This is a genomic window from Nostoc punctiforme PCC 73102, from assembly GCF_000020025.1.
Classification (GTDB): Bacteria; Cyanobacteriota; Cyanobacteriia; order Cyanobacteriales; family Nostocaceae; genus Nostoc; species Nostoc punctiforme.
Genome location: NC_010628.1, coordinates 771,776 through 793,965 on the forward strand (window position 1 = coordinate 771,776; position 22,190 = coordinate 793,965).

Annotated in this window: 21 protein-coding genes, 1 tRNA gene and 1 pseudogene; 6 read left to right on the plus strand and 17 right to left on the minus strand. The window is 42.4% G+C overall.

Going from position 1 to position 22,190, the window contains the following annotated elements; genetic code table 11:
* Positions 1-12 precede the first annotated feature (12 nt).
* Positions 13-1,164, plus strand: a complete 1,152-nt coding sequence (locus NPUN_RS03280; protein WP_012407427.1) for an acyl-CoA dehydrogenase family protein — start codon at positions 13-15, stop codon at positions 1,162-1,164.
* A gap of 100 nt (positions 1,165-1,264) precedes the next feature.
* Here the strand turns inward: NPUN_RS03280 and NPUN_RS03285 are convergent, their stop codons facing one another.
* Positions 1,265-2,500 carry a tetratricopeptide repeat protein gene (locus NPUN_RS03285; protein WP_012407428.1) on the minus strand — a complete coding sequence of 412 codons (1,236 nt, stop codon included), beginning with the start codon at positions 2,498-2,500 and terminating at the stop codon, positions 1,265-1,267.
* 107 nt (positions 2,501-2,607) lie between these two features.
* Between NPUN_RS03285 and cobW the strand changes: the two genes are divergently transcribed.
* A complete protein-coding gene (gene cobW / locus NPUN_RS03290; protein WP_012407429.1) occupies positions 2,608-3,648 on the plus strand; it encodes a cobalamin biosynthesis protein CobW in 1,041 nt (346 codons plus the stop codon).
* 121 nt (positions 3,649-3,769) lie between these two features.
* Complete coding sequence (locus NPUN_RS03295; protein WP_012407430.1) at positions 3,770-4,240, plus strand: ABA4-like family protein; 471 nt, start codon at positions 3,770-3,772, stop codon at positions 4,238-4,240.
* A gap of 174 nt (positions 4,241-4,414) precedes the next feature.
* Here the strand turns inward: NPUN_RS03295 and NPUN_RS03300 are convergent, their stop codons facing one another.
* From NPUN_RS03300 to NPUN_RS03310, 3 genes are all read right to left on the minus strand, one after another.
* Positions 4,415-4,630, minus strand: a complete 216-nt coding sequence (locus NPUN_RS03300; RefSeq protein ID WP_012407431.1) for a hypothetical protein — start codon at positions 4,628-4,630, stop codon at positions 4,415-4,417.
* Positions 4,631-4,910: 280 nt separating this feature from the next.
* Positions 4,911-5,219 carry a DUF3181 family protein gene (locus NPUN_RS03305; RefSeq protein WP_012407432.1) on the minus strand — a complete coding sequence of 103 codons (309 nt, stop codon included), beginning with the start codon at positions 5,217-5,219 and terminating at the stop codon, positions 4,911-4,913.
* Positions 5,220-5,338: 119 nt separating this feature from the next.
* Positions 5,339-5,596, minus strand: a complete 258-nt coding sequence (locus tag NPUN_RS03310; RefSeq protein ID WP_012407433.1) for a 2TM domain-containing protein — start codon at positions 5,594-5,596, stop codon at positions 5,339-5,341.
* 349 nt (positions 5,597-5,945) lie between these two features.
* Here NPUN_RS03310 and NPUN_RS03320 point away from each other — a divergent pair, with 349 nt between their 5' ends.
* Positions 5,946-6,143, plus strand: a complete 198-nt coding sequence (locus NPUN_RS03320; RefSeq protein WP_012407434.1) for a DUF2795 domain-containing protein — start codon at positions 5,946-5,948, stop codon at positions 6,141-6,143.
* Here NPUN_RS03320 and moaC read toward each other — a convergent pair.
* Entirely contained in the window at positions 6,124-6,654 is a 531-nt protein-coding gene (moaC, locus tag NPUN_RS03325; protein ID WP_012407435.1) for a cyclic pyranopterin monophosphate synthase MoaC, read from the minus strand. The two genes, NPUN_RS03320 and moaC, sit on opposite strands and share 20 nt — an antisense overlap.
* A 34-nt stretch (positions 6,655-6,688) precedes the next feature.
* Here moaC and NPUN_RS03330 point away from each other — a divergent pair.
* Positions 6,689-6,762, plus strand: a tRNA-Arg gene (locus tag NPUN_RS03330).
* Positions 6,763-6,800: 38 nt separating this feature from the next.
* Here NPUN_RS03330 and NPUN_RS03335 read toward each other — a convergent pair.
* The 3 genes from NPUN_RS03335 to NPUN_RS03345 form a co-directional block, all read right to left on the minus strand.
* Positions 6,801-8,054 carry an MFS transporter gene (locus NPUN_RS03335; protein WP_012407436.1) on the minus strand — a complete coding sequence of 418 codons (1,254 nt, stop codon included), beginning with the start codon at positions 8,052-8,054 and terminating at the stop codon, positions 6,801-6,803.
* Between the two features lie 119 nt (positions 8,055-8,173).
* The gene (locus NPUN_RS03340; RefSeq protein ID WP_012407437.1) at positions 8,174-9,187 is read right to left on the minus strand and encodes a glycosyltransferase family 2 protein; all 1,014 of its coding nucleotides are present in this window, start codon (positions 9,185-9,187) and stop codon (positions 8,174-8,176) included.
* A gap of 14 nt (positions 9,188-9,201) precedes the next feature.
* Complete coding sequence (locus NPUN_RS03345; protein WP_012407438.1) at positions 9,202-9,930, minus strand: C40 family peptidase; 729 nt, start codon at positions 9,928-9,930, stop codon at positions 9,202-9,204.
* Between the two features lie 9 nt (positions 9,931-9,939).
* Between NPUN_RS03345 and NPUN_RS03350 the strand changes: the two genes are divergently transcribed.
* A complete protein-coding gene (locus NPUN_RS03350; RefSeq protein ID WP_012407439.1) occupies positions 9,940-10,872 on the plus strand; it encodes a serine hydrolase in 933 nt (310 codons plus the stop codon).
* Positions 10,873-11,082: 210 nt separating this feature from the next.
* On the opposite strand, the gene NPUN_RS03355 is transcribed toward NPUN_RS03350, so the two are convergent.
* From NPUN_RS03355 to NPUN_RS03395, 9 genes and pseudogenes are all read right to left on the minus strand, one after another.
* Entirely contained in the window at positions 11,083-12,738 is a 1,656-nt protein-coding gene (locus tag NPUN_RS03355; RefSeq protein ID WP_041565159.1) for a purple acid phosphatase family protein, read from the minus strand.
* 214 nt (positions 12,739-12,952) lie between these two features.
* Positions 12,953-14,221: pseudogene (locus NPUN_RS03360) on the minus strand (glycoside hydrolase family 10-like protein).
* A 107-nt stretch (positions 14,222-14,328) separates the two neighbouring features.
* Positions 14,329-15,471 (minus strand): hypothetical protein, encoded by a 1,143-nt coding sequence (locus NPUN_RS03365; protein ID WP_012407441.1) that lies wholly within the window; start codon positions 15,469-15,471, stop codon positions 14,329-14,331.
* 671 nt (positions 15,472-16,142) lie between these two features.
* The gene (locus NPUN_RS03370; RefSeq protein WP_041565160.1) at positions 16,143-16,646 is read right to left on the minus strand and encodes a hypothetical protein; all 504 of its coding nucleotides are present in this window, start codon (positions 16,644-16,646) and stop codon (positions 16,143-16,145) included.
* A gap of 602 nt (positions 16,647-17,248) precedes the next feature.
* Complete coding sequence (locus NPUN_RS03375) at positions 17,249-18,847, minus strand: toll/interleukin-1 receptor domain-containing protein (protein ID WP_012407443.1); 1,599 nt, start codon at positions 18,845-18,847, stop codon at positions 17,249-17,251.
* 35 nt (positions 18,848-18,882) lie between these two features.
* On the minus strand, positions 18,883-19,626 hold the full coding sequence (locus tag NPUN_RS37295; protein WP_012407444.1) for a toll/interleukin-1 receptor domain-containing protein: 744 nt from the start codon (positions 19,624-19,626) through the stop codon (positions 18,883-18,885).
* A 264-nt stretch (positions 19,627-19,890) separates the two neighbouring features.
* Complete coding sequence (locus NPUN_RS03385) at positions 19,891-20,793, minus strand: ROK family protein (protein ID WP_012407445.1); 903 nt, start codon at positions 20,791-20,793, stop codon at positions 19,891-19,893.
* A gap of 52 nt (positions 20,794-20,845) precedes the next feature.
* Entirely contained in the window at positions 20,846-21,052 is a 207-nt protein-coding gene (locus tag NPUN_RS03390) for a hypothetical protein (RefSeq protein WP_041565161.1), read from the minus strand.
* A gap of 75 nt (positions 21,053-21,127) precedes the next feature.
* Positions 21,128-22,024, minus strand: coding sequence for an ABC transporter permease (locus NPUN_RS03395; RefSeq protein ID WP_012407446.1), 897 nt, complete (start codon positions 22,022-22,024; stop codon positions 21,128-21,130).
* Positions 22,025-22,190: the final 166 nt, after the last annotated feature.

The window sequence follows — 22,190 nt, forward strand, 5'->3', positions numbered from 1 at the left end:
AAGTGGTAAAGTATGCAATTAATCGAAACGAAAGAGTCTCAAAATTATCTTGATTTAGCTAAGTCTTTAGCAAAAGAATTTGCCCAAACTGCTGTAGAGCGGGATGCTCAAGGGGGCACACCAAAACATGAACGCGATCGCTTGCGCCAAAGCAACTTACTGAAACTGATCGTACCCACAGAATTCGGTGGTTTAGGGCAAAGCTGGATTACTGTTCTGCAAATTACCCGCGAGTTTGCCAAAGTTGATAGCTCTATTGCTCACGTCTTTTCTTACCACCATCTAGGTGTAGTAATCCCTCATATCTTTGGTTCAGCACAGCAAAAACAGCGATATTACTCAGAAACTATTCACAACAATTGGTTTTGGTGCAATGCTCTTAACCCATTAGATAAAAGAACTACTCTGACACCAGAAAATGATTATTTCCGTCTCAACGGCATTAAAAGCTTTTGCTCTGGCTCTCAAGACTCGGATATATTGCCGATTACTGCCACTCATCAAGAAACTAATGAATTGAATATTCTGGTAATTCCCACCCAACGGCAAGGCGTTACAGTTCATGATGATTGGGATAATATGGGGCAACGCCAAACAGACAGTGGTAGTGTTACTTTTGAAAATGTGTTGGTATACCCTGAAGAAATTCTTGGTAGTAGAAACAAAGCCAATCAACCCTTCAATACTATTCGTGCCTGCTTGACTCAATTGAATCTTGCTAATATCTACCTGGGAATTGCACAGGGAGTATTTGAAGCTGCTAAAACATATACTTCCACTAATACCAAACCTTGGCTGACATCAGGTGTAGAGAGTGCAACCCAAGATCCTTACATCCTTCAGCACTATGGCAAAATCTGGGTTGATCTCCAAGCAGCCGTGTATCTTACTGAGCAGGCGGGAGAATTACTACAAGCAGCTTGGGAGCAGGAATGGTCACTTACCGCCGAACAACGGGCAGAATGTGCGCTCTTAGTTGCTACTGCCAAAGTCTTCGCAACTAAAGTTGGTTTAGACATTACCAACCGAATATTTGAAGTTATGGGCGCACGCGCTACTAGTGCCAAATATGGCTTTGATCGTTATTGGCGTAATCTCCGCACGTTCACTTTGCACGATCCAGTAGATTACAAAATCCAAGAGATTGGAAAGTGGGCATTATAATGATGAATTGCCAAAACCCAACTTTTATTCATAGTTACAGGGATTGTTTCATTAAGCTAAAGGCGCTCATGTTGCCCACTCCACAAGATTGGATAGTTTATTATGAAGCGATTAAGTTCTTGAGGGCATCTTGAGCATCAGTGTTTTCTGGGTCTATTTGCAGCACTTCTCGAAAAACTGCTGCCGCCTCTTGTTTTGAACCATCACCAGATTCACCATAAGAAATATCTCTGCCAAGTTTGATGTAAAGTTCTGCCATTTGGCGACGTGGTATTAGATTCGCCAAAGGCTGATAAAATTCCATGACAGCAGGAAAGCCTTTTTGCTTGTAAAGTGGCAAGCTAATATTTGAGCAGGTGTCATAACTGCCTTCACCAATTTTTACCACCTTCTGGCAATTTGCCAAGGCTTCATCTAGGTTTCCGTGTTGAGCTAGTGCTTCATTTAATTTACTGTAATAATAATCAGTGGGTTTTGCGGCAACGGCTTGGCGGTAAAGAGCGATCGCTTCTTGGTGTTTTTCTTGTGTCATCAGCACATCACCCAGTTCTACATACCTTGAAGCTTCAGGCTCGATTTTAATTAATTGGCGGTAGGCTGCGATCGCTTCGTTTACAAAACCGCGCTTTAATGAAAGTTCAGCTAACCTTTCGTAATAAACCTCATTTTTTGGGTCATTTTTACTCGCTTGGCGATAGATTGCGACTGCTTCGGAATATTCGAGAATATCACCCAGGCTGCTGTATGCTTGATAGCTCTTTGGGTTAATTATTAGGGCTTCTCGGTAAGCAGCTATCGCTTCTTCTCGTTTGCCTATTTTGAAGAGGGTATCGGCTAAATTGTTGTAATTATCGTCATCAGGCTCGATTTTAATCGCTTGACGATAAGCCACTACTGCTTCCTCTGGATTGCCCATTGCTATCAAATTCATCGCTAAAATGATGGAAGCTGTATCACTTTTAGCATCGAGTTTGACAGCTTGGCGAAAAGCAGCGATCGCTTCTGCGGTTCGTCCCTTTTCAACCAGAAAATTACCAAGTTTGAGGTAAATCGCCGCATCAGGAGTTAATTGCAACCCTTGACGATAAGCAGCAATCGTCTCTGCAATCTTGCCTTGGGAAGATAGAATGTCTGCTAGCTTGATGTAGGCATAGCTGTTTTTGGAATCCCGTTCAATCAAACTCCGCCAAATATTAGCAGCTTCTTGATAATTTTTCACTTCTTCGGCAGATGTCGCTTTTTGTTCCAACTCCTCTACTGTTTGCGCCACAGTAATTTGAGGAATCAAAACCAAACCTAAACTCAATAAAAACGGCAATATTTTCCAGCTAACCATAGACTTTCAGCTTAAAATAACTAAGTCAATCTTCAAACCAAGCTTAATCTCAGTATTTAAGTTTGTAACCCGTAAAACTTCTCATACTGAGGAAATCAGGCAAAAATATGGCAACGAAAATTCCTGTCACAGTGATTACAGGCTTCTTAGGTAGTGGAAAAACCAGCCTAATTCGCCACCTGCTACAAAATAACCAAGGTCGTCGCATTGCCGTTTTAGTCAATGAATTTGGCGAACTCGGTATTGATGGCGAATTATTAAAATCCTGTCAAATTTGCCCCGAAGATGGTGAGGGCGACACTAATATCTTTGAATTAACCAACGGCTGCTTATGTTGCACCGTGCAGGAAGAGTTTTACCCAACGATGCAAGAGTTAATCAAGCGGCGAGATAGCATCGACTGCATTTTGATTGAAACCTCTGGTTTAGCTTTACCAAAACCATTGGTGAAGGCTTTTCGCTGGCAAGAAATTCGCAACGCCGCCACTGTGGATGCAGTAATTACGGTGGTAGATTGTGCGGCGGTAGCAGCAGGGACATTTGCTAGCGATCCAGATGCGATCGCAGCCCAACGGCAAGCAGATGATAATCTAGAACACGAAACACCCTTACAAGAATTGTTTGAAGACCAACTTGCTTGTGCAGACTTAGTGGTGTTAAATAAAATTGACTTGGTAGATGCTGAGACAAAAGCCAGAGTTGAGGAATTGATTAAGCAAGAGTTGCCCAGAGTGGTGAAAATTGTCGAGAGCGACCGTTCTCAACTAGACGCATCTATATTATTAGGATTCCAAGCCGCAGTGGAAGACAATTTAGATTCTCGTCCTAGTCATCACGATACCGAAGAAGACCACAATCACGACGAAGAAATTATCTCAACTAATTTAGTTTTGGATCGTACCTTTGATCCAGAAAAGCTGCAACAGCAGTTAGAGAAATTAGCACAACAACAAGAAATTTACCGGATTAAAGGCTTTGTGGCAGTGCCAAATAAATCCATGCGCTTAGTCATGCAAGGCGTGGGAACTCGATTTGATAAATTTTACGATCGCCCCTGGAAACCCGAAGAAGCTAGGCAAACACGCTTAGTTTTTATCGGACGTGATTTGAAATCTTCAGAAATCGAATCTCAACTTGTAGCTTTATAAGTATACCCAGATCCTCGACTTCTTAAATAAGTCGGGGATCTATATCGTGAGAGATACAAGTTAAGAATAATTAGTTAATTTAAAACAAATAATAACTGAAAACTTTTCACCTTACAAAAATATGACAATCTCTCAAATTTTTAACTTCGCAAACCTTTTTGTGTTGCCATTTTGGGCGTTGATGATTTTATTGCCAAACTGGAAAGTTACACGGCAGATAATGTCATCATATTTGCCATTTGTGCTGTTAGCTGGCGCATATTTGTATTTGTTTATCAGCAGTATTACGCCAGAAAATGCCCAAGCTTTATCGAATCCTCAATTAACTGATATTGCGCGATTTTTTACAGATGAAACTGCTGCTGCAACAGGTTGGATTCATTTTCTAGTGATGGATTTATTCGTCGGTCGTTGGATTTATTGGGAAGGGCAAAAAACAGGTGTTTGGACAATTCACTCTCTTGCACTGTGTTTATTTGCTGGCCCTATGGGATTACTGTCTCATATCTTGACTTACTGGATTGCTAAGACATTTTTCCCCAATTTTCAGCAGAATGAAACGGTGACAGTAGAAGAAAAAGCTACTTCATAATCTGGCAGCTATTTTCAGGTAAATAGCTGTAATGGAATTCGCGGCTACACACGCAAAGTCCGCCTTTCCTGCGGAACGCTACGCGAACGCAGACTAAGAAAGAATTAAGGGTATGAAACTCACGGAGGTGGGAGTGTAGACGCGGTTTTTAACTGCCCTTTTAGCTATTAATCATTAAGCGTTGTCGTGTCTATAGTCGGCATCTAACCAACAGCGTGGTAAAACTTCACCTGAAGGAAAAACGAGATTTTCTTTTTTAAAACTTTCAGGTTGCTGTTCTTCTTGACCTTCTTGGTCTTTTGCGTGAACAACATCATTATTCGGGTCAAGTAATTCCTGAATTTCAAGAATCTTGACTAATTCGCCACTATCTTTGACTTGTAAAAGCATAGAAATTGCCTCAATGAGTTTGCATGAAAGTTCAAAGCGAGTCTCAATATAAACTCGCTCAAATCTAAACTGATTTTGAACGCGGATATCCCTTAATTGTTAAAGGAAATTTTTATCAGAAATCGACACAGAAATTACACGAGATTTATCTGTGTGTATCTGTAGAGTTAATTTTTATAAAATAGACAGAGCAAACATATACCTAATTCAGCAACTAAAATTGAATTAGGAAATGCTGATTAATAAAATTGTCAACCTAAGATAATCTGGGTTTTAATGATTAGAACTCACTTTGATATTTTTCCAAAATATCAACTAAATTAACCTGGCATTGCAGTGGCAGTAAATCGATTAAAGGAATTTCACTTCTACCGCCGCCAATTTTTACTGAAATCGATTCCAAGACTTTTAAAACTTGGTCTTCATTTACGCTGTTGGAAGTAATTAAAGGATACAGTCGTTCGGCAACAAGGGTATGCAGTTTGGCATTGGATAGATAAAGATGCCATTTGGCAATGTCTATGTAGACATTTTCGCCAATTTCAGCTGCTAGGGCTTCCAGTAGTTCTGTGGTGTTAGTCTTAGCCATAAAAATAACCCTACATTAAGAAAAAGTGCGAAATCTCAGGCTTTTTTACATTATCACTCAATTAAAAAGCTAATCCTACTACCAGAGGTTACAATCGCCCTAGCATGAGTAATCCATCTTCAGGTGGATTTTGGTGGAGTTTCGGTGTAGTTAGCGATCGCACTAATATAAATCAGATGCGCTAACACTATTGCTGTCCAACTTAAAGTCACCCAAGGTAGCCACTCCCAGGTAGTGCCTTTCAAAATGTGGAAAAACCACAAGCCAGAGTTAATCGTAGCAGCGATCGCTACATGGGTGGCAAAATTCATCCGGTCATCGATCTTACGATAATCAGGGTCTTTGCGATCGGGTTTGCGAGGCCAACGAGGAGGCATAAATATTTGTTACAGATTTAAATACACCCTATTTATTCTAAGGTTTTTGTGGCAGTGGTTGCTATTAGACCCTGACAACTGGAAGAAGTAGGGGGCAGGGGAGAGAATACAAAATTACCTCTTTCCCCTCTGCTCCGTTCTCCCTGCCCCTCTGCCTCTTTTCTTTCCCCTCTGCTCCCTGCTCCTCTGCCCCTTTGCCTCTTCCCAATGCCCCATTCCCCAAACATAATTCATCAACCTAGTGGATGAGCTTTTAATCTTTCTCAGTTAAAAATGATTCATCTGTTTGATAGAGGGAGCAAATATATCCACTTGTGAACATGGAAAGAACCTTTAGAGGTGGATAAAAATGGCTAAGGCAAACCCAGTTGAAATACAAAAGCACTTGAAAGGTGTTGACTATCCTGCGAATAAGCAAGATTTAATTCAGCACGCTAAAAAGCATGGAGCAGATAAGGGGATTATATCTCTGCTAGACAAACTGCCAGAAGATGAAGAGTTTGAAAGCCCAACCGATCTCAACAAAGCTATAGGTGGGATACAGTAGCTGATTGCTCTGGCGGGAAATAATCTCCTGATTTCCCGCCACTCTTGCTTATTAAACGAATTGATTCAATTTGAATCGACTTTTCTAAAGCTTTTGCCATATCGTATAAAGTCAGCGCAGCCACAGAAACAGCAGTTAAAGCTTCCATCTCTACACCAGTTTCAGCTTTAGTTTTGACTGTGGCTTGAATTTGATAACCAGGTAGTTGAGGATCGGGTATAATTTCGACCGCTATTTTTTGCAAAGGCAACGGATGACATAGAGGAATTAAAACGGCTGTTTGCTTGGCTGCCATAATTCCAGCCAATCTTGCAGTTGCTAACACATCACCTTTTGGGACATTTCCGGCTTGAATAGCAGCGAAGGTTGTTGGCAGCATTCGCACATTGGCAGCAGCTACTGCTTGGCGGATGGTGGGTGCTTTATCAGACACATCTACCATTTGTGCCTGTCCGTGTTGATCTAGATGGGTTAAGCTGGCAAAATTAGATAGAAAATTATCTTGCGTCATTTAGTTAGAACGTGTTAATATAGATTGTCGGTGAGGGCGTGTAGCTCAGTGGACTAGAGCACGTGGCTACGGACCACGGTGTCGGGGGTTCGAATCCCTCCTCGCCCGTTTTATAAGGCTAAGAGTAAAAAGTTAGGAGTGAGGAATTAGATTTCTTCACTCCTAATTTTTAAGTTTTTCAAGGCATAAACATCTGGAGCTAGACCTAGTGCAAAGCGCAGGGAGTTGGATAGGTTTTTGCTCGACTGGGTGACGAAGATTACAAGTGCAACAGAAGTGATCGCAGCACCGTAGCCAAACATATCGCGGTAGCCGACTTGTTCTGCGATGATGCCCAAAAGAGGAGCAGCGATCGCAATTCCCAGGTCAAGTCCAGCTATGCATAGAGCAAAAATTTGCCCCCGTTCTTCTGGCAGTGAGCGGTCTGCCATCATCACGATCATCATCGAGATTAGTGTACCACCACCAGCACCTTCAGCGATCGCAGCCAATAAGAAAACCATCGGGCTGTGAGCCTGCCACAGCAGTATTAACGCTAAAACATAACACAAAATACCAAAGGTGATAAATAAACCACGACCAAAGCGATCGCTTGCCTTACCAGCAAACACCCTGATACTAAAACTAGCAATTGCCGAAGCTGTAAAAAACAGTCCGCCATTGAAGTCTACCTGACTGGATTTGAGAAACAACGAGACAAAGGTATGTACAGCACCGATAGACAAACCAACCAGCAACATAACTATAGTTGGAACTCTCACCTGTGGACTGTTCAAAATTTGCCAATAATTGCGATCCTCTGCCTCAGTTTGCTCTTGTGTCTGCACTGGTGGATTCATAACTTGTACAATTCCCAAGAGAGCGAAAAAACCCAGTTCCGCAGATACCAGAAATAATATTCCGTAACCACTTGTAGCTTCTAAATACCCGCCCAAGGCAGGGCCAATTGCTAAACCAAGGGGAGTTGCTAGGGTCATGTAACCAATGATTTCGCCACGAGTTTCTGCGGGAGCTAAATCTGCGATTAAGGCACTGTAGCCAGTTGTAAAAGCCGCAACGCTAATACCGTGAAAAATTCGCACCAGGATCAACAGCCCAATTGATTGGGTTGCCAAGTAACCAAAGGGTGCGATCGCAGCTACTATCGTACCAATCAACAAGACAATTTTTCGACCACGTTCATCGGCTAACCGTCCTAGCATCGGGCGAAATAGCAATAAACCAATGGCAAAACTGCCCATCACAATCCCAATTTCTTGCTTGCTTGCGCCCCCATCATCGATATAAAGCGGTAAGGTTGGTAAGAGCGAAGACAAACTCGACCAGAATAATAAACCTGCCGTAAATAAAATCAGCAGGTTGCGCCGCAGTTCGGTGTCAAAAGTATTAAGTGCTTTCAAGGTAGATGCAATTTAATGAGTTGTTTGTCATTTGTCCTTTGTCCTTTGTTATTTGACCAATGACCAATGACCAATGACCAATGACTAATGACTAATGACCAATGACTATTATTGTTACGTTACTTAACAATTTTTGCTACTACTTCTCGCACGCGATAGATAGGCCGCCCTTGGGATTCATGATATGTACGCATGAGCAATTCTGCCAAAAGGCCGAAGCAAAATAACTGCACCCCAGTTACTAGCAGGAGAACAGCTAAACTTAGCAAGGGGCGATTGCCAATCATCTCACCTAAAGCTAATTTGACAAAAGTCAAGTAGATTCCGATCGCTGTGCCTGAAACCATTGAAATCAAGCCCAACAGCCCAAAAACGTGCATCGGCCGGGTGAGGAATTTTTTCATAAATAGAATGGTTAGCAAATCCATCAACACCCGAAATGTCCGCCAGATCCCATACTTACTACGACCAAAACGACGGGCGTGATGACGCACGGGTATTTCAGTAATTCTAGCTCCTTCGATGTACGCCAAAGCGGGTAAAAATCGGTGTAATTCACCGTAGAGGTTCATATCTGCCAACAGTTCTGCACGATAAGCTTTCAGCGAACAGCCATAATCATGAATATTCACGCTAGTGGTGCGACGAATTAGCCAGTTAGCAATTTTGGAAGGAAGTAACCGATTTACAGCACCATCTTGGCGTTTTTGCCGCCAACCACTTACCAAATCGTAACCCTCATCCAGCTTTGCTAATAACATAGGGATATCAGCCGGATCGTTCTGGAGATCGGCATCTAAAGTAACGATCGCTTTCCCGACAGCATAATGAAACCCAGCAGCCATCGCCGCAGTTTGTCCGTAGTTGCGACGCAAAATCACCGCCTTTAAATCAGTGCGGTTTTGTGCCTCTTTCTTGAGAAAATCCCCGGAACCATCTGTAGAACCATCATCCACACAAATGATTTCATAATTTATCTGGCTAGAGGATAAAGTAAATGCGATCGCTTCTAGTAAAAGCGGCAAACTTTCCACCTCATCATGTATCGGCACCACCACCGAAACATCTGGGACAATAGCCGAAATCGTCCCATTCTCTTCACTCAACTCTTGATAAACCTTCCCACTCCTCATATACCCCTGCGTCCTCAGCGTCTCTGTGGTTCGTAACTCTTAAAAACTCTACCAGCACCTCGCAGCTGCTGATAATACGACAGACTAACAGCATCTCCCTGTTCCGAGAGAATATCAATCCCAATTCCATCCCGTCCCTGATCTTTCCCAGAACTATGGATGTAATAACCATCTGCCAAATAAAGTCCGACATGGGTTGCTTTTTGGCTAGTTCCAAAAAATACCAGATCCCCAGCTACTAATTCTGCAATAGTAATTGGTTGGGTGAATCCTTCCTGTTGATAGGCATCTCTAGGTAGCCAAATACCCACCGAAGCAAACGCCGCCTGCATCAACCCAGAACAGTCATAATTTGGCCCAACCGTACCACCCCAAAGGTAATAATTTGATTGTTGCATTGCTTTTTGGGTAAAGGCGATGACCTCTGCGAGGAGTTTCTTAATTTCAGATTCAGAAAATGTTGCAGCCTGATAAGGTACAGTAGCAGGTTGTAATGAATCAAAATCTGAAAGAGATAACCATCCCGGATAGTCATCTTCACACAAATACACCTCGACCGCTAAATTTTGATGATTTGATGTTACCCACAAATGCCTCCCAGATGCAGATTGAGTTGCTAAACGTGTACATTCAGGAGAATCAAATAAATTTAGGTCAGCTAAACACTGATACTCCCCTAATTTTGGATTTTGGACTTCGGCTTCGCTCAGTCGAACCATTTTGGATTTTAGATTAAAGGACATTATTAGAGAATGATTTTTTTTAATAAAGACGAACAACTCGAAAATATTGGTAATGGCATTTTAGATGCAACTTGGGCAGCATTTCCGACTTTAGCCCGGAATCAAATTGCGCTGACTTGGGTTGTTTACGATCCACCAGTGCGAGTCAATACTGGTGGGGCGCTGACTCCCAACGCTTTTTGGGATCATCCAGTCCGTGGTTTTACTTATCGCGGTGTTGAACGGATTTATCCCGCCAGTGTAGTCAAGCTATTTTACCTGGTGGCGGTAAATGAATGGCTAGAAAAAGGCATGAGTCAAACTTCCAAGGAGTTGGAACGCGCCTTGCGGGATATGATTGTCGATTCTAGTAACGATGCTACCAGCTTGGTTGTGGATATTTTAAGTGGTACTACATCTGGGCCAGAATTACCAACCGGGCCCTTTGAAACCTGGAAATATCAGCGTAATATCGTTAACCGCTATTATCAATCTTTGGGTTGGGAAGAAATGGAGACGATTAACGTCTGTCAAAAAACTTGGGGTGATGGGCCTTATGGACGGGAACGGGCATTTGCGGGAGAGTTACTAGAAAATCGCAATATGTTGACAACAAATGCGATCGCTAGGTTATTGCATAGTATTGTAGGTGGCGTGGCGGTTTCAAGTGCGCGATCGCAAGCAATGATGGCTTTACTCAAACGTCCTCTCAACGATTTACCCACTGACACTGAGGAAAATCAAGTAACAGGTTTCTTAGGCGGCGGATTACCTCAAAATGCTCAAATTTGGTCAAAAGCAGGCTGGACAAGCCAAGTTCGCCATGATGCAGCGTATATTGAGTTACCAGAACAGCGCCCTTACCTCTTAGTGGTATTTACTGAAGGTAAAGCCCAGGCTAAGAGTCAGGCTATTTTACCCTTTGTTTCTCAGCAAGTTGCCGATGCAATTAGCAGCTTATAATCCAATAGCATGGATTAATAACTTCTTTCTTCTCTCTGTGTTCTCTGCGCGGCAGTCGCTCATGGGGGAAACCCCCTTGGCGTTAGCCTCTCCCTTTGGGAGAAGACCGCGCTGCCTTGCCTCTGCGGTTCGTTAAAAAATTGACTTTAATAAAAAAGCTCTCCGACTTATCGAATAAGTTGGGGAGCTAAATCCGCCAATTTTTACAAATCAAATAGGATTGCTATATTTCAACTGAAATTCGTCAAACTTCACTACTTCCGAATCAGGCTTGCGAGTATCAAAGCGATAACTACTTATCGTCCCTGCCCCTGTATCAAAAATACTAAAAACCGTAATATTATTACTCGAAATATAAGGCATCGGCTTACCATCTTCACCCAAAAAAGGGGCAATTGTCGGCACTATTGGTTCTAAACCATTGGGATCGCCAACCTTAACATAATCCTCTTGATATCCAATTGGCACTTCTCGCTTTCTGTCACCCCAAGCAGCGCCGTAAGTATTGCCAACATTAGATGTTTCTAGAAAATGCATTCCACTGGGACTAACAAAGCGATTCCACAAATGAGAATGCCCATAGAATACCAATTGCACATTAGCAACTTCTAATAAAGGTACAACATCGCGGATAATATAATCTGCATCTTTGGGGTATTCGTAACGCACAGCTTTAATATTATTACCATCTCGTTCAATTATTTGAACAGGTTCTGTATAAGCAGGAACTATATTATCACCCAGAGTATGGGGAGGATGATGGAACATCACAACTTTGTATTTTGCTTGTTTAAATTCAGGGCTGTTGAGTTCTGCTTCTAGCCAATTATACTGCTTGCTACCTTTAGCAATTGGCTCATAAATTAGCTGCCCATAACCCCAATTTTCAGGATTATTTAAATCCTTTTCAGCTTCCTGATATCGACCTCTGCGCTTTTTATCTAAGCTAGGAGTCCGCCACATATTCGTAGCGAAAAGTACCACCAAACGTACATCACCAAAGCTAACTGCATAATATCTTTTTCCACCCTCTTTACTTTTTGGTAAAGAGAAAATCTCTTCGTAGGTATTAGTATTAAAAGAATTATCTATTAAAGATTTATCTTGATAAATTTTTTGAGTAGCGACGCGGGGAATCGTATCATCAAATTCATCATTTAAACTTCCCATCCTGGCAAATCGCCCCATCACCTCATGATTACCAATGCAAGTAAACATGGGTGCGTGTTGAATTATTTGTCCACCAGTATAGGTTGTCTTAATGTCGTTGTCCGTCATTTCATAAGTAGCACGACCTTGTAAGCCGGGAAACAACGCACCACCACTATTATCATCAAACCATTCTGAGGCGCGATCGCTAATATTCACTAAATCACCAGCAAACCACACCCCATCAACTCGTCCAACTGTTTCTACCACCTTTTGCAAATTTGCTGCTGTCATCGGCTTTAATTGATGATCTGAGGTAAGTAAAATTTTTAGTGGTGTATCTGGTTTGGGACTAGCTGCAAGGGTAAAAACATCACTGTTAATAGTCTCGCTGTCTTCTCGCACACTTGTAACCCGATAGTTTAACCGCACCCCAGGAGTTAACCCACCTACCTCAGCTTCATGTCGCCAAATGTTGCGCTGAACTGGTTTTTGATAAACTTCGCCGTCTTTAGTTTGGTTTCCAACTCTTGATTGCTGGTCTTCACGAGTGCGGCTGAGTTTGGTAGTATTTGCCTTAGCAGTTAGTTTAAGATTTTCACCATAAGTTACTGTGTGATTAACACCAGCAAACTCAGTAAACCAAACTACTTGCACTGAGGTTTCAGTTGGTAATTGTAAAAATGGATCGGTGAGCAGTTGGGGTGCTGATGTCATAATTGTTTGCCCAAATGAACGCACGCTTACCAGAGTAAGGCATATCACAAGCGCCAGCATAGCCACTAAGGAAATTTTACGGCTGTGTAAGCGTCTGAGAATGAGTAACATCCCAAACAAATTTTTTAGGGTATTCACCGACTGAACGCAAGCTTCGCTCGTTTTGATAAAAAGCCGTCGAGAAATCGAAGTCATTAGTCATTGGTACTAATGACTAATGACTAAACGGTTTCCAACCCGCTAGTAAATTTGGGTAAGCCGTTGATGTGGGGAAAATATTCTGGAAGCCAGTTTGACGCTCTTGTGGCTTTTCTTTGCTCATATTCCAGAGGGATTCATAGAAAAAGAAAGAGACTCCAGCAAAATTGCGATCGCGGATTTTTTGCACTTGTGTCTGAATCTGTTGCATCGGCACATCTCGGTTCTTCAACCCAGCCAAAATTCCCACACTGACTGGAATATGGCTCTTTGCCGCTTTCACTTCTGGATATTCTAATTCGTTAATAAAAACATTCAAATCATCACGATATATCTGCAAAACTAAGTCTTCAATGATTCCTAGGCGTTCCCACTTTTACTTTTGCCAGTCCGCTAAAAAGAACTCGTAAGAAAAACGTTGAGGATTAGGTGCAATGGAAACTAGGCAATCTTTTTTAGTAGCTTTGATGGTTTTGAATACCCGTTTCATAAACTCGGTGATTTTGTTAGCTCTCCAGCGCACCCATTCTGGATCTCTAAAATTTTTGGAGGGAGCTTTACCACGGTGTTCTTTTTTGTAAAGTGCCACTGTGTAAGCATCGTAACCTAATTCTGATGGTAAGCCAAAATGGTCATCTAATTGAATGCCGTCAATATTGTAGTTTCTAACAATTTCAACGATTAAATCTTGAATAAATTGTTGTACTTCTGGGCGAAAGGGATTTAGCCAAACACGGTTATGCGTGCCTTCTTTGACAATTCGAGTCCCATCGCTGCGGCTAGTGAGCCATTGGGGACGATTTTTAGCTAAGAGAGAGTCGGCTGGTGCCATGAAGCCAAATTCAAACCAGGGAATCACTGTTAGCCCTTTTTGATGTCCTACATCGACAATTTCTTTGAGGATATCTCGCCCTTGCAATCCTGGTGTAGGATCGAGCGATCGCCCAATTACTTTTTGGGCAACTTTGCTGGGATACAATGTATATCCCCAATTCCAAACCGCCGGATATATGGTGTTAAAATTGAGTTCATCAAGGCGTTGCAAAGATCCCTTGAGGCGATCGCGCTCAAATAACACATCACTATCAATATTTGTTAACCACACCCCCCTTAGCTCCGATGCTAGTTTTGGCGGCAGATTAATTTGAGCGTTCAATGGGAACGATAGCATCACCGTAGCTACCACACTCAAGGTAACGATAACGGCAAATAACCCTGACTTTCTGCTTTGGCGAATATTCCACCAAGAATGAAACTCAACACACCACTTTACAAACCTTTTCATCATTTGGTTACAGACACGATCAAATTATGAACAATCAGCATGAATAGCGATCGTTTCGATTGTAAGCGCTAAAACAATCGCTATTTCCCATTGCTGAGATTTATCATTTATTGGGCGCTGGCTACGAGTTGATTCCAGGCTTTGACTGCTGCTTGTAAATTCGTTGGCAGGTTATTTTGAGAAATATCATTGTACTGAACCGTACCCTTTTGGCTGGTAAGAGTGTAGGTGATATAATCAGCAGCACCACTAGGGGCTGGGTAACTTAGATTTTGGAATTTACTAAAATTAGAGCGTTCCAAATATCTCTGAAATTGTTGCACCTGTTGCACAGAAACGCTGCGAACACTGCGTTCCGAATCATTGGCATCACCAATCCGCACGCGAATCAATCGCCCATCTTTGAGTAAGACAGTTTGGTAGGTTCTGCCAGCAAAACCGCCACTGGAAATTTGCCGAAATACTATATCTCGATCTAACGGTGGTGGTAACTCGCTGGCTGGAATTTGCACAGGGGCAAGTGTACCTTCGTTAGCTTTTTGATTCAGTCTGACTGCGGAACCTGTTTGATTAGTATGATAAACCAAGGTTTGGTCAACCGCACCAACAACTACTCGCCAGCCTGATACCAAAGCTTGGGTACAGAATTCATCAGTATTAGCTAATTCTAAACAGCTATTTCTCCAAGTTTGCGATTGAGCTTGAATGATGCTTAGTTGAGAAATTGGCTGTTGCAAACGTCTGGATGCAACTTGCAAAACAGCATTTTTTACAGACGCAGGTAATTTACCTGGCAGATTGTCTGAGGGAGTATTTGCCGAAGCTAAACGTAGCGATCGCCCGTTGTTATTGGTATGATAAACCCAATTTTGTTTGCCATTAGACACCACAATCCGCCAACCAGGAACTAACGCTTGGGTGCAGATTTCATCCGATTGAGGCAGTTCCAAGCAACCATTGCGCCAAGTCTGTTGGCTATAATCAATAATTTGCAGTTGGCTAGTAAAAATTCCCTGTTTGCGGGCTAAATCTCGCAGTACCGCCTTAGCTACTGGACGTGGCAAGCGATTTGGTTTAATATTATCTTTGAGGACTTCATTGTTTGTTTCTAACGAAAAGTTAGCAGAAGCGCCCGTCGCATCTTTGATAAGCGTTAAACTGCTAGTTACAGACAAAATTCCAGTCAAAATCAAAGCAGTAAAAATTCGTGCTTGATTAGTGTTAAGGTATTTTTTCAGCATGGTTCTCATCGTAATATAGCGATGTTACTCAAGAGTTATAGAACTGGGAAATAGTATCCAACCACGTATAGACAATAAAATATATAATTCCAGTACTTCACCAGTTGGAATTAATTTAGTATATTTGTCCTGAAACAGATATAAATACAGACGCTGATGTACTAATTGTTTGTTCCTTATACAAATTCTGGATGAAAATTGCACTCAATCAAAACGCCATATATCCCAATACGCTTGGGTTAAGCGCTATTTGTACAAAATCGTGGGTTTTGAGACGCGATAAATCGCCGTCTCTACAAGTGTTTTGGTCTTATCTGAACTGTATTGCCCTATATTTTACGGCAATCTAGGAATAACTCAGAAGCTTAGTTTTCATTAGATAAAAAAACTTTGTTGTGGATTCTCTTCCACGTCCCTGTCTGGGAAAATAGCTTGTTTCGTTCCGATGTAGAGGATGAGAACGAGGAAAAGCTTATGAAGCTAGATTTTTAGGGCTTATGTGTACACTATATTCTCGTATCACAGAAAAATGGAAGCAAGGTTTTCCATATTCCATGAGAAGTTAGGGTAAGCGAAGGTTAAATAAAAGTAATTTTATAAATAATTAAACAGAACCGTAGTTTAGATTTTGCTCGGCTCAACCTACGCATCTACAAATATTTGAGTAATCTCAGCCAATATTAGGCGCTAATGGCTCGTTGTTCAGATCCAACTAACTGATTGTGAGATACATCAAATCTAATAGTGCTTGCTGCCCAATCTTTGAAATCTGGTGCTAACCAGACTAGCTTGCGTAGAATTTCATCATTAACCCACAACACCAAGGGAAACCGAAACTGTTTCCGAAACTCATTTCGCATGATGTTGGTACTGATGATTAGTTGGTTAATTTCTACTACGGATTCTAAACCCCGTACCATCAAAGCTTCGGGTTGAGTAGCACCAATTGCACTTGTAATTGCTGTATATAATGTGTCAGCCGCAGGTGAGAGCAAGATTTTGTGGATATCTGTTGATGAAAATTCTGTTAACAGATTCAGCACTTGCTGCTGTCTTTCAATACTGTTACAACAAGCCAATATCAGTGAGAACTCCCCACCAGAAACCATCATCGCCCTTGCCAGCCTCTTAGTGGATGCTGTGCTGCTAACTGTGTCGTTTTCTGAATTATTTAAGCCGATCATTAAAAAATCCTGCTTTTAATTTTAAAAATATCTGAGCAATATTCAGTTATTCTACCCTATTAATTTTTATGCAAAAGTGTTAAGCGGGTAATTTATGATAAGTTTTTCTCTGAAACCGACTATATTACTACGGATTGCCTAACAAAAGAGGATATTCTCTATTATCCCATAATTATACTTAAGGAATAATGTAAAGGTAGTATTAAAATCACGTAAGCAAAAGATAACGCAAGTAAAAGGAAGTTAGGGAAAAATTAACAATTTAATTACACTGTATTTTTATAGATTTTGGCATCTACCATTGGTTAAGTAATTAATTCTTATATTAAGTTAAAAAAATATTCAGTATTAGTTTAACAACAAATATTGACAACTGGGAAAAAGCTCAATTCATCCTTTTGATAGAACTGTGGCTCAAAGATTTCTCGTTATTCAGAGAATACGGAATTTTTAGCTTTATTAAGATTGGTTAAGAATACCTGAAATATAACTATTCATGAATTCAGATAAATTTGAAAGGGAAATACAACACGCTGAGTTTATTACGCATTATCAACAACAGACTATCGCACACCCTTGAGATGAATAAGACTGAGAATCTTCTACCCGCCAAATAAACGTCCCCAAAAACCCTTCTTCTCATTCTTCTCATTTCTATAAATCTCTAAGTTGTTACGAATCACAGTGTTGTTAGGGTTAAGGCGAACAGCTATTTCCAGTTCGGCGATCGCTTCTTCCAACTTCCCTTGACCTTTTAGCGCAATCCCCAGGTTACAGTGAGCATCTGCATCGTTCGGGTCAATTAGCAAAGCTCTTTGGTAGGCGGCGATCGCTTCTGACAACTTCCCTTGATCGTGTAGCGCAATCCCCAAGTTACAATGAGTGTCTGCATCGTTTGGGTCGAGGCGCAAAGCTCTTTGGTAGGCGGCGATCGCTTCTGACAACTTCCCTTGATGGTATAGCGTAACCCCCAGGTTACAGTGAGCGCTTGCATAGTTTGGGTCGACGCGCAAAGCTCTTTGGTAGGCGGCCATCGCTTCTGACAACTTCCCTTGAGTGTGCAGCGCTTTCCCCAGGTTACAGTGAGCGTTTACATAGTTTGGGTCGATTTGCAAAGCTTTTTGGTAGGCGGCGATCGCTTCTGACAACTTCCCTTGATGGTATAGCGTAACCCCCAGGTTACAGTGAGCGCTTGCATAGTTTGGGTCGACGCGCAAAGCTCTTTGGTAGGCGGCCATCGCTTCTGACAACTTCCCTTGAGTGTGCAGCGCTTTCCCCAGGTTACAGTGAGCGTTTACATAGTTTGGGTCGATTTGCAAAGCTTTTTGGTAGGCGGCGATCGCTTCTGACAACTTCCCTTGATCGTGTAGCGCAATCCCCAAGTTACAATGAGTGTCTGCATCGTTTGGGTCGAGGCGCAAAGCTCTTTGGTAGGCGGCCATCGCTTCTGACAACTTCCCTTGAGTGTGCAGCGCTTTCCCCAGGTTACAGTGAGCGTTTACATAGTTTGGGTCGATTTGCAAAGCTTTTTGGTAGGCGGCGATCGCTTCTGACAACTTCCCTTGCGTGTGCAGCACAACCCCTAGTGCATTGTGAGCATATACAGAGTTTGGGTCAAGGCTGAGGGCTGCTTTGTATTTGACGACTGCTTCCTCTAACTTTTTAGCTTCGCGCAAACGATCTGCTTCATTGATCAGGCTTGTGACTTGATATTCAAGTTCTTTTGTTCTTTGTTTTGGAGGTGAGGAATTGGAGTTTTCAACTAATCGCACTGCCTCCCGAATTCCCTTAACAACTTCTAAGAATGCCTCATCTCGGTCATTCCAGCTTTTGATAGGTTTGCGATTACTAGGTAGTGGCGACAGTTGATCGATGGGAGGAGTTTCCCAATCTGCATAACGTAGCAACACTGGGATCACACGAGCTTTTTTCGCTGTATTCTGCTCTAACGCTCGTGTCACTTCAACTGTCCAGTGATAATCAGAATCTATAAAATCAGGGCTGATTAGCAATAATATCAGCCCAGCCTGGTTTAAATGCTCATCTATTTCGCCTTTGATTTCTTGTCCAGGGATAATTTTGCGATCGTTCCAACTTGTAATAATGTTTTCCCGACGCAAAGACGCTAAATGCTTCTCTAACTCTTGGCGTAGCGTCTCATCTTCCTGGTGGTAAGAAATAAAAACTTCAATAGATTTCATAGAGGATATGGCAGGCTGGCTGCTTTAAAAGACAACTACAATAGTTTTTGCTCGATTTCCTCAAGCTGTCGATCTAATCTATTTTGTTCTGTTTGGGTATCCTGAATTTGCACTTCTAGCTTCAGCTTTGTAGATACATCCGTTTCAATGGCGTATGCTTTACCCAGCAGTCCCAATTTTTTGCTCACGAGGTCATACTGTTCTTGCACTGAATCCCGTTCTTGCTCCCATCGCCGACGCTGGCGCTCAGTTAATACCCCACTTGTTGCAGAAGGGCTGGAAGTTGCAGGTGTAGTATTTTTAGCAGGAGTTGAGGAAGAAGTGTTTGATTTCGCCATTTCTTCAACTACTCTGCGAATCCCTTGAGCGACATTTAAAAAAGCCTCATCTTGGTCTTGCCAGGTTGTGACAGGTTTAGCATTTTTAGGGAGTGCTTGCAGTTTACCAAAAGGTGCGCCATTCCAGTCCGCCGGCTTCAGAATAATCGGAATGACACGAGCTTCCCGCGTTTCATGTCGCTCCATTGCCCGTGTCATTTCTTTGTCGTAGCAGTAATCTGAAGCCAGAAAGTTAGCACTCACTAGCAGTAGAATGATATCTGCAATATCAAGATTATCATCTATCTCATTAGCCCATTCTCTACCAGCACTGATTTCGCGATCGTGCCAAGCTTCAATAACTCCCTGACGTTTCATCATGCTCAGATGAGTTGCCAACTCGTCTCGCAACGCTTCATCTTTGTGGGAGTAGGAAAAGAATACTTTAACTGCATTAGACATAATTCTTGGTTCAATATCATCACATTACTGTACATGAATATACAGTTGAACTTTTCAACGATAAAAGCCCAAACAAAGAATTATGATTAATACCGTGTAATTAAATTCACAGAACCTCGACTTTTTTGAAAAGTCGGGGTTCTTATCTCTCACGAATGATTAAGTAGGGCCGATCAAAGCAAATAATTTTGCGATCGCTATTCGCCAATTCTTAAAGCAAATAAAGCGATCGCCAAGCTATATGTATAACTGAGATTACACGATCTAAAATCTCGAATAGTGTTGCAATGCCAACCTTGCTGCACCCACCATCCCAGCAAAATTGCCTAACTCTGCTGGTAAAATCTGTAAACCATCTCGTGATAAAGGCTGCACTCGCTTCTCAATTTCTGCCTTGGCTGCTGGTAAGAAAAACTCAAAGCTGCCACTTATACCGCCACCAATGACGATCGCTTGCGGTGTGAGTACATAAATCAAACTCGTCAAGCCAATTCCCAAATTTCTACCATATTCTTGCCAAAAAGTTAATGCTCCGGGATCTCCTTGTTGGGCGAGAAAACCCAATTCGACGGGTTCCTTGAGAGTGCGGCGGCGAATGGCAGTAGCAGAGGCATGTTGTTCTAAAGAGCCTTGATTGCCACTATTACAAATTGGCCCATCAGGATTCAATGAAATTAAACCTAATTCCCCGGCGGCTCCTAGATGTCCAACAAATAGTTTGCCATCTAGGATAATTGCGCCACCAACCCCAGTTCCTAAAGTTAGGAGAATCAGATTTTGAAATTGGCGACCGGCTCCCAGCCAAGCTTCTCCCAAAAGAGCGCAGTTAGCATCATTAGCGATCGCAGTAGGTTTGCCAGTTTTAGCTTCTAACCAGTCTGCTAAAGGCACATCGATCCATCCAGGTAAGTTAATGGCGATTTTAGCGATGCGTCCTGCTGCATCGGAGGGGCCAGGAGTCCCAACACCAATAGCAAAAGTTTCATTATTTGGATCAATTTGCGCGATCGCATCTACCAGCACCGCCAGCACGGCCTCTGGTGTTGTCGGCTGGGGAGCCGCCATAGTCAAAGATTGCAGACAAATTCCATCGGCTGTAAACCGCCCCAGCTTAATTGCTGTTCCCCCCACATCAATGCCAATTACTTGAATTTTGTCATTTGTCATTTGTCATTTGTCATTGGTGAACAGCTATTGCCTATTCTCCAGTTTATTTTTTTCATCCCCGATCTGTTGTAGTGTCTCCGCTTGGAAGAAGACGCGAAGCTTTCAACTCCGATTTCTGTAAATTAGCAAAAGTCGTGGTGCGGAAACTCGATTGCTCTTGCCAAGCTGTAACTGGCGCACCTCTTAAGATGCCAGCCAGGGCAACAGAAAGGATAAACCCACCAGTAGCGGCGGCAATTAATGTCAGATTATCTTTCACACAAATCTCTCCAGTTATCAATTACTAGTTATTAATGATTAGCCCGTTGACTGATAAGTGTCCACTGTTTACTAACTATTTTCGGATTCTATTTTCTCTCCGTAATCGGGGATTGACAAATTCGTTTAACCCCTCACCAAGTAGTGATAACCCTACCACCATGAATGTCATGGTCAAACCAGGAAAAAGCGTAGTCCACCAAATGCCAGTAGGTAGAGCTTCTAGGGCTTGTTTTAAATCATGTCCCCATTCTGGCACTTCTTCGGGAAGTCCTAGCCCCAAAAAGCCCAAACCGCCCAACACCAAAATTGCATCAGCAGCGTTGAGTGTAAAGAGGACGGGTACGCTTTGAATAACGTTAAAAAATAAATAACGAGAAAGCACAACCCAAGTTGAAGCACCCATTGCTTGAGCAGCTTCGATGAAGACTTCAGTTTTCACACTAACAGTGTGGTTGCGAACAACGCGGTAATATTGGGGGATGTAGGCAATGCTAATAGCGATCGCTGCATTTAATATCCCACGCCCCACCACAAACGCCAGTGTCACAGACAGCAGTAGCCCTGGTAGAGTGTAGATGCTATCCATCAAAAACAGCAACACTTTATCCAATTTACCGCCGAGATAACCACTCAGCATCCCCAGAGGCACACCGATAATCATACTCAGTGCTGTTGCCAAGATCACCACCTGCAAAGCAGCTTGAGCGCCGAATAATGTCCGGGAGAAGACATCATAACCCAGGCGACTAGTGCCAAACCAATGTTTAGTTGAGGGTGGCTCGTGAATTGGATTAGAGAGAAAATCTTTCGGGTTTTGCAGCCATCCCCAAGCCTGGAATAGGGGAGTGAAGAATGCCAGGAAGATGAAAAATAGGGTAATGGCTAACCCGATGAGCATGAGTTTTTGGGAAAGATTGAGACTTTTGCCAAACTGTAAAAATGTCGGTAGCCGCCGTTTTGTAATGGCCATGTGCGATCGCCTGGATCAAAGCTTGATACGCTGACCATTTTACATATCAGATAGGGTATTGCGTAAATATCCTGGATAAAAGTCCAACTTTTGAGTGGTGGTTACAGAGCTAGACTGAGTAGTAGGCGAGATTATGCCTAGAGATAAATTACCAGCTAGTGTCACC

Excerpts from the sequence above, each read along its gene's own strand:
- NPUN_RS03295 (WP_012407430.1), top strand. The coding sequence starts at position 3,770 with ATGACAATCTCTCAAATTTTTAACTTCGCAAACCTTTTTGTGTTGCCA.
- NPUN_RS03280 (WP_012407427.1), top strand. The coding sequence starts at position 13 with ATGCAATTAATCGAAACGAAAGAGTCTCAAAATTATCTTGATTTAGCT.
- NPUN_RS03385 (WP_012407445.1), bottom strand. The coding sequence starts at position 20,793 with ATGACAAATGACAAAATTCAAGTAATTGGCATTGATGTGGGGGGAACA.
- NPUN_RS03305 (WP_012407432.1), bottom strand. The coding sequence starts at position 5,219 with ATGGCTAAGACTAACACCACAGAACTACTGGAAGCCCTAGCAGCTGAA.
- NPUN_RS37295 (WP_012407444.1), bottom strand. The coding sequence starts at position 19,626 with ATGTCTAATGCAGTTAAAGTATTCTTTTCCTACTCCCACAAAGATGAA.
- NPUN_RS03300 (WP_012407431.1), bottom strand. The coding sequence starts at position 4,630 with ATGCTTTTACAAGTCAAAGATAGTGGCGAATTAGTCAAGATTCTTGAA.
- NPUN_RS03320 (WP_012407434.1), top strand. The coding sequence starts at position 5,946 with ATGGCTAAGGCAAACCCAGTTGAAATACAAAAGCACTTGAAAGGTGTT.
- NPUN_RS03375 (WP_012407443.1), bottom strand. The coding sequence starts at position 18,847 with ATGAAATCTATTGAAGTTTTTATTTCTTACCACCAGGAAGATGAGACG.
- NPUN_RS03310 (WP_012407433.1), bottom strand. The coding sequence starts at position 5,596 with ATGCCTCCTCGTTGGCCTCGCAAACCCGATCGCAAAGACCCTGATTAT.
- NPUN_RS03355 (WP_041565159.1), bottom strand. The coding sequence starts at position 12,738 with ATGACATCAGCACCCCAACTGCTCACCGATCCATTTTTACAATTACCA.
- NPUN_RS03395 (WP_012407446.1), bottom strand. The coding sequence starts at position 22,024 with ATGGCCATTACAAAACGGCGGCTACCGACATTTTTACAGTTTGGCAAA.
- NPUN_RS03365 (WP_012407441.1), bottom strand. The coding sequence starts at position 15,471 with ATGAGAACCATGCTGAAAAAATACCTTAACACTAATCAAGCACGAATT.
- NPUN_RS03370 (WP_041565160.1), bottom strand. The coding sequence starts at position 16,646 with ATGATCGGCTTAAATAATTCAGAAAACGACACAGTTAGCAGCACAGCA.
- NPUN_RS03340 (WP_012407437.1), bottom strand. The coding sequence starts at position 9,187 with ATGAGGAGTGGGAAGGTTTATCAAGAGTTGAGTGAAGAGAATGGGACG.
- NPUN_RS03345 (WP_012407438.1), bottom strand. The coding sequence starts at position 9,930 with ATGTCCTTTAATCTAAAATCCAAAATGGTTCGACTGAGCGAAGCCGAA.
- cobW (WP_012407429.1), top strand. The coding sequence starts at position 2,608 with ATGGCAACGAAAATTCCTGTCACAGTGATTACAGGCTTCTTAGGTAGT.
- moaC (WP_012407435.1), bottom strand. The coding sequence starts at position 6,654 with ATGACGCAAGATAATTTTCTATCTAATTTTGCCAGCTTAACCCATCTA.
- NPUN_RS03285 (WP_012407428.1), bottom strand. The coding sequence starts at position 2,500 with ATGGTTAGCTGGAAAATATTGCCGTTTTTATTGAGTTTAGGTTTGGTT.
- NPUN_RS03350 (WP_012407439.1), top strand. The coding sequence starts at position 9,940 with ATGATTTTTTTTAATAAAGACGAACAACTCGAAAATATTGGTAATGGC.